This window comes from Feifania hominis (assembly GCF_014384765.1).
GTDB lineage: Bacteria > Bacillota > Clostridia > Oscillospirales > Feifaniaceae > Feifania > Feifania hominis.
Genome location: NZ_JACRSP010000003.1, coordinates 263624 through 277624 on the forward strand (window position 1 = coordinate 263624; position 14001 = coordinate 277624).

The window sequence follows — 14001 nt, forward strand, 5'->3', positions numbered from 1 at the left end:
CCCTCCTGACAGATGATACTTCTTAGACGAGAGACGCCCACCGGTTTGTTGCGAAAGAGCACAAAATTCCGCAATTATTTCAGACCCTGCTCCCGGGCGTAGAAGAACAGGTACTGCTGCGCGATGCCGCCGTGGGGAGAGAAGCGGCCCGCGTCGATCTCGCCGCCGTAGAGGCGGTCGATGGCGCGGGCGATCCACACGTCGACGGGAAAGGCGTCGAGCCGGTTCGCGCCGAAGAGCAGCACGCAGTTTGCCACCTTTTCACCGACGCCGCGAATCTTCATCAGCTCCGCTTTGGCCTGCTCATAGGGGGCCTCGCGCACGAGCTCGAGCGACACCTCGCCGCGCGCGAGCTTTTCAACGGCATCGGCGACATAGCGCGCGCGAAAACCCGCGCGGAGAGGCTCGAGCTCCTGCGCCGTGACGCCCGCAAGCGCGCCGGGCGTCGGAAAGGCGTGATAGGGCCCGCACGGGCCCTCAAGGCGGGGGCCGAAGTGTTCGCACAGGGCCTCGACGATCTTTTTGATGCGGGGGATGTTGTTGTTCTGCGAGAGAATGAAAGTGACAAGCGCCTCGAAGAGGTCCTGGCGCAGCACCCGCACGCCGCCCGCGCAGCGGCAGGCCTCGGCCATGACCGGGTCGCCCGCCGAGAGCGCGCGCTTGATGGCGCCGTAGTCGCGCGCGAGATCGAAGTAGCGGGTGAGAAAGTCGATGTCCTGCGCCGCCGCCTCGCCGTGTAAAAAAAGACTGCTCCCCCGCTGGGAGAGCAGATAGCACCGCGCGCCCGCGCAGACGCGAAAGGCCCCGCCGCGCTCCTCAAAGCGGAAGCACTGGCCGGAGTGCAGCGTCTGCGCGAGGTCAAAATCGGCATACGAGCCGATACAGGTTGTATTTATTGCGATATTCATAACAGTTTGTATTACTTGCCCCGCTCGTTGATGCGGTAGCAGAGGGTCATGAGGCTGTCGCCGAGGTGGACGTTTTCCACCGGGATTTCGGTCTTGAGATGGATGTCGCCGTTGCTGAAGTTCCAGAGCCCCTCGATGCCGAGCGCCTCGAGACGGTCGGCGATGGGGCCGGCCTCGCTGCGCGGCACGGCGAGCACCGCGATCTTGGGCCTGTGGGTCTCAAAGAAGTGTTCGAGCTCGTCGATGTGCTGCACGGTGACGCCGGTGATGTTGAGCCCCACGAGGCTCGGCTTGACGTCGAAGATGCCCACGAGCTTGAAGCCGCGCTTTTCAAAGTTGAGATGCTGAATCAGCGCGGTGCCGAGGTTGCCCACGCCGATGACGATGGCGGGGTAGAAGTTCTGAAGCCCGAGGATGTTGCTGATTTCATCGTGAAGATAGCGCACATTGTAGCCGTAGCCCTGCTGGCCGAAGCCGCCGAAGCAGTTGAGGTCCTGCCGGATCTGCGAGGCGGTGATGCCCATGCGCGCCGAGAGCTCCTTTGAGGAGATCTTGTCAATATCGTTTGCGAGCAGCTCGCCGAGATAGCGGTAGTAGCGGGGCAGTCTGCGGATGACTGCCAGTGAGATCTTGTCTTTCATCTCGCGCCCCCTGAATGTTCGTGTAAAGATACTGCTATTATACGATAAAAGGGCGCGGTCTGTCAATTAATTAACAAATTGCGGGCAGTGGAAACGGCGGCGGTACAAGCATGGACGCCTGCTGCGGTCGCGGCTCCGCGACAGGGCTTTGGCACGATCAGCCCGTTTGCCGCGCGCGAACACTCAAGCATTTTATGTGTCAATGATAACAGCGAATCAGTGTTGGAAAAAACGATTCTGCTGCGTTACGATGAATGCAAACAAAAAGCTCTGCCGAGAAAGGAAAATCGAAAAGCAGATGGTCATTTGGAAAAAAAGCTGCCAAAAGATGTCACGGTTACATGACCGTTGTTTCACGGTGGGCGTATCTTTTACATTTCGTATCTGATAGCATAACCATAGTAACCTGTCTGATATTAAACGGGGGAATTGCCATGTTGACCGATATTCCATACAGTACACTCGCGCAGGACAGCGCCTATGAGATCATGCTGCTGCGTGACCAGGAGAACGCCGCGTTCGCCGAGATCGCGCGGCGCACCGGCAGATCGGCGGGGGGCGCCGCGCAGCTCTACAACAGGGTGAAAGTGAAGCAGATTCGCCTCTACCTCAACCACATCGCGTGCTGGCTCGGCCATGAGACCGCCGCCGAGGTCACAAAGTTCTACTACAGCATCTACGAGTGCTATCAGGACCGCCGCTGCGCCTGCGCGTATCTGGAAAAGAGCTGGCAGGAGCTTCTCGACAGATACCGGTGCGGCGAGCCGGGAATGCCGAAGTCTTTCGCCGAGAGTCTGCCGCCCCTGCTGCCGCCGCTGGGGGAAAAGACCGTCGCGCGCATTGTGAGCCTGCGCGAGGGCGGCACGTCGTTTCAGAAGATCGCGGGGGAGCTGAACCTGACTCCGGCCAAGGCGAAACACGTCTACAACAGCCACTACCACAAACTGGTGCTGGGGTATCTCGAGTCTCTGCCGGCCGCGGGGGACGGCGCCGGAGAGCGGCGGGCCCTCTGGGAGAGCTACCTGAATAAGAATGTCTCGCCCCAAAAATTCTACGACGAAATGAGACGCTGACGCAGAGAGGGGCCGCCCCACATCGGGGCGGCCCCTCTCTGTATATGCTGTGACGCCGGCGCGGCGTCACAGCCGGCATGTCCGGCGGCGCTGCGCGGCCGGGCGTCAGCTGTCCTGCTGAAGAGCTTCCCACTCGGCGTAGAGAGCGTCGGTGCGCTCTCTGAGCTGCTGCTGCTCGTCGAGCAGGGTCTGAAGCCTGTCGTAGTCGCTCGCCGCCTGCTCCATGGCCTGCGCGAGGGCCGCGGCCTGCTCCTCGAGCGCCTCGATCTCGCGCTCGACGGCGCGCGCGCGCCGGGCGGCGGCGCCCGTGTCGCGGCGGGGAGCCTGTCTGGGCGCGGGTTTCTTCGGCGCGGGCGCGCTCTGGGCGGTCTTCTCGAGCGCCGCGCGGTAGTGGGCGAACGTCCCCTCAAAGTCCGTCGCGGGGACGGCAGAGAGATCGAGAATGCGCCTGGCGAAGCGGTTTAGGAAGTAGCGGTCGTGCGAGACGAACAGCAGATTGCCGTCGAACTGCTCGATGGCCTCCTCCATCCACTCGCGCGAGTCGATGTCAAGGTGGTTGGTCGGCTCGTCGAGAATGAGAAGATTCACGTCGTCCTGCATGAGAAGACAGAGCTTCAGGCGGCTTCGCTCGCCGCCCGAGAGATCGCTGACCCGCTTGAACACGTCGTCGCCGACAAATTTGAACACGGCCAGGCGGTTTCGCGCCGTGGTGTTGGTGGTTTTGCGCTCCTCGGCGAAGAGCTCGAGAAGCGTGCGCTCGGGCCGCTCAAAGACGACCTGCTGGGGCAGATAGGCCGCCCGCACCGAGGGGCTTTTGGCGACGCTGCCCGCGTCGGGCGCGAGCTCGCCCGTCAGAATCTTCAAGAGCGTGCTCTTGCCGCAGCCGTTGTCGCCGATGATGCCGATGGCCTCGCCCCCTTTCATGGAGAACGTCAGCCCGCCGAGCAGCTCCCGCCCGCCGTAGCTCTTATAAAGCTCGCGCACGCGCAGCACATAGTCCGACGAGAACTCCCGCGCGACAAAGGCCGCGCGCAGGCGCTTCTCCTCGGTGGGGCGCTCGATTTTCTCCATGCGCTCGATGCGCTTTTCAATGGCCGAGGCGCGGTTGTCGAGATCGTGGCCGTGGGCCCAGATGCGGATTTTCTCGGCCGTCGCTTCGAGCTGGGCGATCTTCTTCTGCTGGGCGCGGTAGAGCTTGAGGCGCTCCTCGTAGCGCGCGCGCTTCTCGGTGACATAGAAGCTGTAGTTGCCGGTGTACTCCTCGGCGCTGCCGTCGAGAATCTCGACGACGCGCGTGATGGTGCGGTCGAGAAAATACCGGTCGTGCGACGTGATCAAAACCGTGCCGCGGTAGGCGCGAACGTAGTTTTCCAGCCACTCCACCGCGCTCATGTCGAGGTGGTTTGTGGGCTCGTCGAGCAGCAGAATGTCGGTCTTCTGCAAGATGAGCCGCGCGAGCAGAATGCGCGTCTTCTCGCCGCCCGACAGGTCGCCAAAGAGCATCCGCCGCTGCGCGGGGGTGATGCCGAGGCCGTTTGCGACTTTGTCGATCTCAAAGCCGAACTCATAGCCGCCGGCGGCCTCGAGGCGGGCGGCCGCCTCGGCGTAGCGGTTCATCACGCCGGGGGACTGGTCGTGCGCCATCGCGGCGGTGAGCTCGTCGAGCTCCCGGCGCAGACGGTGGTTCTCGGCAAAGGCGCTCTCGAGCACATCCTCCACCGTGTAGTGGGCCGGGTAGTCCGGCAGCTGCTCGACCATGCCGAGCCGCCGGCCGCGGGCGATGACGGCCGAGCCGCCGTCCGCCTCGAGCTCGCCCGTGAGAATCTTGAAGAGAGTCGACTTGCCCGCGCCGTTTTTGCCGAGCAGGCCGATCTTCTCGCCCTCGTAGACCTCAAAGCTCAGATCGTCGAGAATGACCGTCTCGCCGTAGGCCTTATGTAAATGCTGTACGCTGATGTCCGCCATGTTCTCTCCCTCATAAAAAGCAATAGTATAAAACTACCATGTTTTTTGCTTTTTTTCAAGAAAAGGCCCGCCGGACGGCGGGCCTTTCGGGGTCAATTACTTCTCGCCGACCATGACGAGCCGCGCCGCTGTGATGCGGTCGGGCAGGGTCACGCCGTCCGAGAGGCCGTAGTGGACCTCGACCGAGGAGTTCTCCATAAACAGGTCGTCCGACCACTGGTCGATCTTCGCGTTCATGGCGTCAAAGAGCTCGGTCACATCGTCGATGGCGACCGTGATGGTCTTCTCCACGCCGTTTTGCTCGTAGGAGCCGGTGAACTCCTTGCCCGGGGTGATCCACTTGACGATCTTCACGGGCTTGAGTACGTTGAGATCGGCGCTGTTGCCGGGGGTGACGTTGCTGTCGGGGTTCGGGGTGCTCGCGCCCGGGTCGTCGGGCACCTGGGGATTGTCCGCGTTTGGATTCTGGTTGCCCGCGTTCGGGTCGTCGGTGTTGTCTCTGGCGCAGCCGAGCAGCGCGAGGGACAGCACCATCGCCAGAACGAGCGCAATGCTCATAAAGCGTTTCATGGTACACTCTCCTTATTGTTTTTCAATTTGGCGGTACCCTGATAATTTTCCCGGCGCGCGGGCAAACTATTTGCAAAAGAGCGTGGCAAAAACAGACTTTTTTGCAAAAAAATGAGGGCGCGGAATGTTCCGCGCCCTCTGGCAGATGTTCTTACTTGTGGTCGACTTCGTACATATGGCCGATGAGGTCGACAACCTTGTTGGAATAGCCCCACTCGTTGTCATACCAGCTGACCAGCTTGACAAACTTGCTGTCGAGCATGATGCCGGCCTTGGCGTCGAAGATGGAGGTTCTGGGATCGGTGATGAAGTCGGAGGAGACAACCATGTCCTCGGTGTAGCCGAGAATGCCCTTCATCTTGCCCTCAGAGTACTCTTTGATCTTGGCGCAGATCTCGTCGTAGGTGGTCTCTTTGGCGAGGTTGACGGTGAGGTCAACAACCGAGACATCCAGCGTCGGAACGCGGAACGCCATACCGGTCAGCTTGCCCTTGAGCTCGGGGATGACAAGGCCCACAGCCTTGGCGGCGCCGGTCGAGGACGGGATGATGTTGCCCGCAGCGGCGCGGCCGCCTCTCCAGTCTTTCTTGGAGGGGCCGTCGACGGTCTTCTGGGTGGCGGTGGTGGAGTGAACGGTGGTCATGAGACCCGAGACAATGCCGAACTCGTCGTTGATGACTTTCGCGAGCGGAGCCAGGCAGTTCGTGGTGCAGGAGGCGTTGGAGACGACGACCATGTCCTTGGTGTACTTCTCCTGGTTGACGCCCATGACGAACGTGGGGGTCTCTTTGTCCTTCGCCGGAGCGGAGATGACGACTTTCTTCGCGCCGCCTTTCAGGTGGGCGGAAGCGGCCTCGGTGGTGGTGAAGACGCCGGTGGACTCGACGACGTACTCGGCGCCGCACTCGCTCCACGGAATCTCAGCGGGATCCTTGCAGGCGTAGACCGCGATCTTGTGGCCGTTGACGACGAACTTGTCGCCCTCAGCGCCGATGGAGCCCTGGAACTGGCCGTGGATCGAGTCGTACTTGAGCATGTACTGCATGTAGTCGAGATCGATGAAGGGGTCGTTGACGCCGACGACCTCGAACTTGTCGTTCGCCATCGCCGCGCGGAAGACCAGACGGCCGATGCGGCCAAATCCGTTGATGCCAATTTTGATTGCCATAGTTTTGTTCCTCCTGAATATAAATTTAAAATTTTAAAAATTTTAGCTGCGTGGAAAGCAGTTCTATTATAATAAAAAATCCGCCAAGATACAAGCCCACTTGTTATAAATGTATCAAAGATTTTCAGTTTTTTCACAATTGGCCCTCGCTTGTCAAACGCCGGGAATCTTGCTATACTGGTCAGCAAATGGACCGGGGTGCGCCCCGCTGGAGGGAACCGCTTGAAATTCTACTACATCATTGCCATTGCCGCGATGGTCTTCGCGGCGCTCGCCGCCACGAAAAAGGTCAACACCGTGCGCACGGTGCTGGTCTACACCTTTTTTCTCGCGGCGGTGTATCTGAAATTTTTCGACATGGATCTCAAGAATGACCTTGTGACCTTTGTTGTGTCGGGCGTGTGCCTTGCGGCGCTCGGGGCGGTGCTGCTCGCGGCGCAGCGGGCGAGAAACACGGCCTACTTCGTCTTCAATCTGCCGCCCGCGCGCGTGGACGACGTGCGGCAGATTCTCTCGGGCGCCATGCCCATGGCGCGCGAGGGCAGCGAGCCGAGTGCGACGATCGAGCCGTTTTGGTTTTTTCACCGGCTCGTCTTTCACAACGTCGACCGCGACGGGGTCACCGCCTACAGCCGGGAGATCAACGCCTACATCGCGGCGAACGGGAGCATCCACATTCCGACGGCTGCGCTGCTCTTTGTGCTGGCGGCGGCGCTGTGCGCGCTGACGCTCATCTGACACATACGGACATCGGTGGCGCCCGGCCGGGCGCCGGGAGATTGACAACATGGAAAACGGACGGAAACTGGAACGGGCGGCTCAGTGGGCCGCCGAAATTTACGGGCCGTCGGACACGCCGGCGGTGGTCATGGCGGCCGACACGCGCATCTTCTACTGCACCGACGCCGCAAGGCGTCTGCTCGGTACGGCCGAGGGGAGTCTCGAGGAGCTTCTGCCGAGCATGATGTGGCCGCAGGTGAGACGCCGGCTTGAGGAGTGCGCGCCGGTCTCGCTGCGCGTACAGGCGCCGCAGGGCGACACGCTGACTCTCAGCGCGGTTCCGATACCGGACGGGGAGGCGTGCTGCGGCGCGCTGTGCCTGCTCTGCAGCCGCCAGCGCCCCTTTGAGGACCCGGCGTTCTCGGCCGCGGTACACGATCTCAAATCGCCGCTCGCCATTCTGCGCTCCACGCTCTTTTTGCTGCGCAGAAAGTGCGCCCTCGGCGATGAGGCTGCGGGCTATCTCGACATGATCGAGCGCAACGCCGACCGGGCCATGGCCGTGGTGAGCAACCTGTCGGCCGAGAGCGGCGGCGGGGACCACGGCTTTCAGCTGAATACGCGTCAGATTGACCTCTCCGGCAGCCTTGAGACGCTCTTCGCCGACGTGTCGGCGGCCTGCGCCGCGCGGGACATCCGGGTCGAGAGCCGGGTGGAGCCGGGGCTCACGGTTCAGGCGGACTGGCCGCTGCTCGAGCGGGCGGTCATGAATCTGGTCAGCAACGCCGTCAAGTTCTGCCGCGGCAGCATCCGCCTGACGGCCTTTGGCGGGGAGGACGAGGTCTTTCTCGAGGTGGCTGACGACGGCGAGGGGATGGACGAGGCGACACGGCGCTCGCTCTTCGTGCCCTATGCGCACGGGGAGGACCGCAGCGACGCCCGCACCGGCAGCGGCCTTGGGCTCTTCATTGCAAAGAGCGTGGTCGAACAGCACCGCGGCCGCATCGAGGTCGAGAGCAGCCCCGGCGGGGGCACGCGCTTTGTGATCGCCCTGCGGCGCTGCCCGGCGCTGCTCACACTCGCGGCGCCCGCGACGATGCTGCGCCGCCGCGACGGGCTCGATGCGGCGGTTCGCGACGCCCTGTGGCGCCGCGGGGAATATTTGCAACAGAGAAGGAGTAGGCACACACATGCACCAGATTAGAAAAGCGACGCCGAACGACGCGCACGAGGCGGTGCGCCTGCTGCGCGACGCGGCGGATGAAATTCTGCTCTTTCACACGGGCAGCGACACCTACGAGGGGGCCTACCCCGTGCTCGAGCAGTTCTACCGGCTTGAGCGGGGGCGCTACAGCTACAAGAACTTTCTCGTCTGCGAGGACGCGGGGCGGGTGGTCGGCGTGCTGCTGAGCTACGGCTCGCAGAACCCGCAGGAGTTCGACGAGCCGATCACGGCCCATCTGCGGGCGCGGGGCCTTGACACCGAGGTCGTCACCGAGGCGCGTCCGGGGGAGCTCTACATCGACACCTGCGCCGTCGCGCCCGAGTACCGCGGGCAGAAGATCGGCAAGTCGCTCTTCGCCGCCGCCCATGAGCGCGCGCAGGAGATGGGGCTTGGCGTGCTCTCGCTTCTCGTCGACTGCAACAAGAGACGAAACCACGACATCTATCAGAGGTGGGGCTTTGCGGACGGGGCGACCATTCGCTTTTACGGCCACGAGTACCAATATATGACCAAAGAGGTGTGACCCTGGCGCCGGGAGCGTTCCCGGCGCCCACTTTTTTTGCATTTTATGGCAGTTTCTTCTTGAACTTGTCCGCCCGTTTGTTTAAAATGAACCTATCTTCTTTGGCTGGGCCGGCTTGACCGGCCCTTTCGGCAGCAAACGAGTAGGGGGGAAAACCATGAAAAAACGCAATGCCATTGCGGCCGCCTGCCTGATCGTCTTCTTTCTGGCGGTGATACTCATCTACATGGGCGCAGGCAGCGCCAAAATTGACGCCATCAACGCGCGCGCGGACGAATACCTGACAGCCGCGGGCGGCGACGAGGCCCAGGCGGCGCGCAACATGAACGCGGATGCGCTCGGTGTTCTGACCGTTCTGCCGCCGCTGATCGCGATTCTGCTCGCCTTTCTGACCAAGAATGTGGTCATCTCGCTGTTCGCGGGCATCGTGTTCGGCGCCGTGCTCATGCAGGTCACGGGCGGCACGCTGGTGCAGTCGGGCTTCGGCTTCATCAGCATCGTCACGGGCATGATGAACTCGCTCGGCGACAGCTGGAACGCGGGCGTGGTCATGCAGTGCCTCGTCATCGGCGGCACCATTGCGCTGATCACCAAGATGGGCGGCGCCCGGGCCATCGCGGACGCGCTGGCAAAGCGCGCAAAGACCGCCAAGAGCTCACAGTTCATCACATGGCTGATGGGCATTTTCATCTTCTTTGACGACTACGCAAACTCGCTCATCGTCGGCCCGGTCATGCGCCCGGTCACCGATAAGATGCGCATTTCGCGCGAGAAGCTCTCGTTCATCGTCGACTCTACCGCGGCGCCCATCGCGGGCATCGCGCTGATTTCGACCTGGATTGCGACGGAGCTGACCTCCATCCGCGACGGCTTCGCCAACATCGGCGTGACCGAGGGCGTGGACTTCTACGGCACCTTTGTCAGAACCATTCCCTACCGCTTTTACAACATCTTCATTCTGGTGTTCATACTCTTTACGATCTACCTCTCGCGGGAGTTTGGCCCCATGCTCAAAGCCGAGCGCCGCGCGCGCAAGTTCGGCAAGGTGGTCGCCGACGGCTCGACGCCGCTCATGAGCGACGAGGCGGCCGATCTCGAGCCCGCGGAGGGGGCGAAGACCAGCATCTGGAGCGCGATTCTGCCCATCGGCACGCTGATCGTGTCGGCGTTTGTGCTCTTCTACTACATCGGCTACCAGTATGCGCTGGCCGACGGCGTTGCGGTCATGCGCACAGCGCCTTTCTCCTGGGAGGGAATCAAGGAGGCATTTTCGGCCACCGACGCGGCGCTGGCTCTGCTCGGCAGCGCCATTCTCGCGACGATTGTCGCGCTCGTCTACGGCGTGTGCAAAAAGCACTTCAACCTCATTGAGGGCATCGACATCTGGATCAAGGGCCTCAAGTCCCTGTTCATCACGGCGGTCATCCTCGTGCTCGCATGGACGCTCAACGGCACCATCAAAGAGATCGGCACGAGCATGTTCCTTGTCAACACCATCTCGGGCAGTCTGCCGGCTTTCCTGCTGCCGTCGCTGATCTTCGTCATGGGGTCGCTCATCTCGTTCTCGACGGGCACCTCCTACGGCACGATGCTCATTCTGACGCCGCTGACCATTCCGCTTGCAAACGCGCTCAAGCCCGGCAACGAGACCTTTATGCTCGCGGCGATCGGCGCGGTGCTCACCGGGGCCATCTTCGGCGACCACTGCTCGCCGATTTCGGACACGACGATTCTCTCCTCCATGGGCGCGGGCTGCGACCACCTCGACCACACCAAGACCCAGATGGTCTATGCTCTGGCGGTTGCGGGCGTGTCGATCGTGGGCGGCTATCTGCTCGTCGGGCTGGGTCTTCCGGTCTGGGCGTCGCTCATCATCGGCATCGTGCTCACGGGTGTGATGGTGGCCGTTGTGGGCAAGAACCCCGACAAACCTCTGCCCGGCAAACTGGAGCCGACCGAATAAAAGACAGCGCTGCCTTGCACAGGGCGTCCCCGCGGGGACGCCCTGTTTCGCGCCCTGTCCGCTTTTTTTGCAGGCTGAAGTGTGATATAATAGCCGCAGAACGGCTATTATATGGAACTCAGGCCGTTTTTCTCGCCCCTTGCGGGGCAGCCGAAAAACATGGCCACATTATAGCATGATCGCTTCGCGCTCATGCTATAATAGCCGCAGAGCAGCTATTATATGGAACTCAGGACGTGCTCTTGCCCCTTGCGGGGCAAGTCCCTGCGGGACGGCTGAAAACATGGCCACATCGCTTCGCGATCATGATATAATAGCCAAAAAGCGATTGCAGTTGATTTTGGTTTTCGCCCTGCTGAAACGGCTGGAGAGTACGGCCGGGGCAGAGAGGGGCATACCGCAAACAGGGAGGCTTTCATGAGGAAAAACTGGACAGAGATGATCGCGCTGCTGCTTGTCGCGGCGCTTTTGACAATGGGCTTTTCGGGCTGTGCGCCCGCGAGCGAGCCGGTGGGCCCCGGCCCCGGTGTGGACGAGCCGGTCGACCCCATCGAACCGACCCCGCCCGAGCCGCCGGCGCTCGAGCTGACCGTCTTCGGCGACTCGACCTACCCGGGCGACGCGTTCGGCGTTGAGATCAAAAATTCGGGCGATGAGCTGCCGGTTGTGAGCTTTACCCTCGATGAGGACACCTACGAGGTGCCGGTCTTCCGCGATGGGGAGCGCGTGCTCGCGCTCGTGCCGGTCAAGCTGCGCGCAACGACGCCCATTCAGGGCGTGGTGTCCGCCTCGCGCGAGCGCGGCGCCGTGGCGCAGGCCACTGCCGAAATCACGGTCATGACAAAGGAGTTTCCTGAGGTGCAGCAGTTTGTTGAGACCGATGAGATGAGAGAGATCAAAGAGGGCGAGAAAGAGCCCATCGACGGCGAGCGCACGGCCGCGGCTCTGTCGAACCCGTCGGCGGACAGGCTCTTTGAGGGGCGCTTCGATCTGCCGCTCGAGGGGCGCATCACCACGGAGTTCGGCCAGCAGCGCTACCGCAACGGCGAGTACTACTACACCCACACCGGCATCGACCTCGGCGCGCGCCAGGGCCGCGAGGTCGCGGCGCCGAACAGCGGCGTGGTCGTACTCGCTGAGAAGCTCGACGTGGGCGGCAATGTCATCATCATTGACCACGGCTTTCACATCTTCTCGTACTACATGCACCTCTCGGAGTTCAAAGTCGAAGTGGGCGACAGCGTGGCAAAGGGCGATGTGATCGGACTTGTCGGCTCGACCGGCTACTCGACGGGGCCCCATCTGCACTATGCGCTCTCGGTCGACGACTATCCCATCGACCCCTATTTCTTCAACGACCAGGACCCGATGGAGCTGTTTTCCTAGGGCACATGTTACAAAATTCACAAAAACTTTGTCCATACGCTTGCGCGGGTGGACGGACCTGATTTATAATGAGAGGGATATCGCGCAATCTTGATTCCAATGAGTCAAATGTAATATTTTTGAGAGGAGTAACACCTATGAACTACACTCATGAAGTAGAGCAAATGTGCTGTGTAGCCAAGGGCCCGAAACACGGACCCGCCCCGATCCCCGAAGAGGGGAAATGGGTCAAGGCCAAACAGATCACCGACATCTCCGGCCTCTCCCACGGCGTGGGCTGGTGCGCCCCGCAGCAGGGCGCCTGCAAGCTGACGCTCAACGTCAAGGACGGCATCATCGAGGAGGCCCTCGTTGAGACGCTGGGCTGCTCGGGCATGACCCACTCCGCTGCGATGGCGGCCGAGGTGCTTCAGGGCAAGACCCTGCTCGAGGCGCTCAACACCGACCTCGTCTGCGACGCGATCAACGTCGCCATGCGCGAGATCTTCCTGCAGCTCGTCTACGGCAGAAGCCAGACCGCGTTCTCCGAGGGCGGCCTGCCGGTCGGCGCCTCGCTCGAGGATCTCGGCAAGGGCCTGCGCTCGCAGGTCGGCACCATGTTCGCCACCCACGACAAGGGCGTTCGCTATCTTGAGATGGCCGAGGGCTATGTGCTGAGCATCGCGCTCGATGAGAACGACGAGGTCACCGGCTACAAGTTTGTGCACCTGGGCAAGATGATGGAGGCCATCCGCAAGGGCGTCGACCCCAAGGAGGCCTATGACAAGAATGTGGGCACATACGGCCGGTACGAGGGTGCGGCCAAATATGTCGACCCGCGCAAAGAATAATTGGAAGGAGGAGTACAAATGGCTCACTTTGAAGGATATGAGAGAAGAATCCCGCAGATAGAGAAATTCTGCAAGGACTATCAGTTCGCCACCATCGACGGGGCGAAAGAGCTGTGCCTGTCGAAGGGCATTGACGTCGAGGCCATTGTCAAGGGCGTTCAGCCCATTGCGTTTGAGAACGCCTGCTGGGCATACACGCTCGGCGCTGCCGTCGCCATTGAAAAGGGCGCGAAAAACGCCGCCGATGCGGCCGAGGCCATCGGTCTCGGGCTTCAGGCTTTCTGCATTCCCGGCTCGGTCGCCGAGGCGAGAAACGTCGGCATCGGCCACGGCAATCTCGCCGCCATGCTTCTGCGTGAGGAGACCGACTGCTTCTGCTTCCTCGCGGGTCACGAGTCCTTTGCCGCGGCGGAGGGCGCCATCGGCATCGCGCGCACCGCGAACAAGGTCAGAAAGACCCCGCTGCGCGTTATCCTCAACGGCCTCGGCAAGGACGCGGCCTACATCATCTCGCGCATCAACGGCTTCACCTATGTGGAGACCGAGTTCGACTACACCTCCCACACGCTCAAGATCGTCGAGGAGAAAGCGTTCTCCGACGGCGACAAGGCGAAAGTCAAGGTCTACGGCGCGGACGATGTCATGGAGGGCGTCGCGATCATGCAGCATGAGAAAGTCGACGTCTCCATCACCGGCAACTCCACCAACCCCACCCGCTTCCAGCACCTGGTGGCGGGCACCTACAAGAAATGGGCCACCGAGAACGGCAAGAAGTACTTCTCGGTCGCGTCCGGCGGCGGCACGGGCAGAACGCTGCACCCCGACAACGTCGCGGCGGGCCCTGCGAGCTACGGCCTGACCGACTCCATGGGCCGCATGCACGGCGACGCCCAGTTCGCCGGTTCCTCCTCGGTTCCGGCGCACGTTGAGATGATGGGTCTCATCGGCATGGGCAACAACCCCATGGTCGGCGCGACGGTCGCCGTCGCGGTTGCCATCGAGGAAGCCTGCAAGTAAGAACCGGCTTAA

Annotated in this window: 14 protein-coding genes; 9 read left to right on the top strand and 5 right to left on the bottom strand. The window is 61.9% G+C overall.

Translation table 11 applies throughout. The features are described from left to right. Positions 1-74: 74 nt before the first annotated feature. Together H8695_RS08310 and H8695_RS08315 are read right to left on the bottom strand one after the other, a co-directional pair. Positions 75-908 (bottom strand): DNA-3-methyladenine glycosylase family protein, encoded by an 834-nt coding sequence (locus tag H8695_RS08310; RefSeq protein ID WP_249300523.1) that lies wholly within the window; start codon positions 906-908, stop codon positions 75-77. An 11-nt stretch (positions 909-919) separates the two neighbouring features. Beyond that, entirely contained in the window at positions 920-1549 is a 630-nt protein-coding gene (locus H8695_RS08315; RefSeq protein ID WP_249300524.1) for a redox-sensing transcriptional repressor Rex, read from the bottom strand. Positions 1550-1636: 87 nt separating this feature from the next. On the opposite strand from H8695_RS08315, the gene H8695_RS08320 reads away from it, so the two are divergent. Together H8695_RS08320 and H8695_RS08325 are read left to right on the top strand one after the other, a co-directional pair. Next, on the top strand, positions 1637-1894 hold the full coding sequence (locus H8695_RS08320) for a hypothetical protein (protein WP_249300525.1): 258 nt from the start codon (positions 1637-1639) through the stop codon (positions 1892-1894). Positions 1895-1983: 89 nt separating this feature from the next. Then, positions 1984-2622 (top strand): hypothetical protein, encoded by a 639-nt coding sequence (locus H8695_RS08325; protein WP_249300526.1) that lies wholly within the window; start codon positions 1984-1986, stop codon positions 2620-2622. A 105-nt stretch (positions 2623-2727) separates the two neighbouring features. Here the strand turns inward: H8695_RS08325 and H8695_RS08330 are convergent, their stop codons facing one another. From H8695_RS08330 to gap, 3 genes are all read right to left on the bottom strand, one after another. After that, on the bottom strand, positions 2728-4587 hold the full coding sequence (locus H8695_RS08330) for an ABC-F family ATP-binding cassette domain-containing protein (RefSeq protein ID WP_249300527.1): 1860 nt from the start codon (positions 4585-4587) through the stop codon (positions 2728-2730). Between the two features lie 96 nt (positions 4588-4683). Beyond that, entirely contained in the window at positions 4684-5157 is a 474-nt protein-coding gene (locus tag H8695_RS08335; protein ID WP_249300528.1) for a hypothetical protein, read from the bottom strand. Positions 5158-5308: 151 nt separating this feature from the next. Then, positions 5309-6325 (bottom strand): type I glyceraldehyde-3-phosphate dehydrogenase, encoded by a 1017-nt coding sequence (gene gap / locus H8695_RS08340; RefSeq protein WP_249300529.1) that lies wholly within the window; start codon positions 6323-6325, stop codon positions 5309-5311. Positions 6326-6547: 222 nt separating this feature from the next. On the opposite strand from gap, the gene H8695_RS08345 reads away from it, so the two are divergent. From H8695_RS08345 to H8695_RS08375, 7 genes are all read left to right on the top strand, one after another. After that, positions 6548-7063, top strand: coding sequence for a hypothetical protein (locus H8695_RS08345; protein ID WP_249300530.1), 516 nt, complete (start codon positions 6548-6550; stop codon positions 7061-7063). Positions 7064-7112: 49 nt separating this feature from the next. Further along, positions 7113-8249: a sensor histidine kinase gene (locus H8695_RS08350; protein ID WP_249300531.1), complete on the top strand. Its 1137-nt coding sequence runs from the start codon at positions 7113-7115 to the stop codon at positions 8247-8249. Continuing rightward, the gene (locus H8695_RS08355; RefSeq protein ID WP_249300532.1) at positions 8236-8793 is read left to right on the top strand and encodes a GNAT family N-acetyltransferase; all 558 of its coding nucleotides are present in this window, start codon (positions 8236-8238) and stop codon (positions 8791-8793) included. The genes H8695_RS08350 and H8695_RS08355 overlap by 14 nt, the downstream gene beginning before the upstream one ends. 157 nt (positions 8794-8950) lie before the next feature. Continuing rightward, the gene (locus H8695_RS08360) at positions 8951-10756 is read left to right on the top strand and encodes a Na+/H+ antiporter NhaC family protein (RefSeq protein WP_249300533.1); all 1806 of its coding nucleotides are present in this window, start codon (positions 8951-8953) and stop codon (positions 10754-10756) included. A 417-nt stretch (positions 10757-11173) separates the two neighbouring features. Next, entirely contained in the window at positions 11174-12142 is a 969-nt protein-coding gene (locus H8695_RS11610) for a M23 family metallopeptidase (RefSeq protein WP_283243653.1), read from the top strand. Between the two features lie 137 nt (positions 12143-12279). Next, a complete protein-coding gene (locus tag H8695_RS08370; protein ID WP_249300534.1) occupies positions 12280-12972 on the top strand; it encodes an iron-sulfur cluster assembly scaffold protein in 693 nt (230 codons plus the stop codon). A gap of 18 nt (positions 12973-12990) precedes the next feature. Next, a complete protein-coding gene (locus H8695_RS08375) occupies positions 12991-13989 on the top strand; it encodes a GGGtGRT protein (protein ID WP_249300535.1) in 999 nt (332 codons plus the stop codon). Positions 13990-14001: the final 12 nt, after the last annotated feature.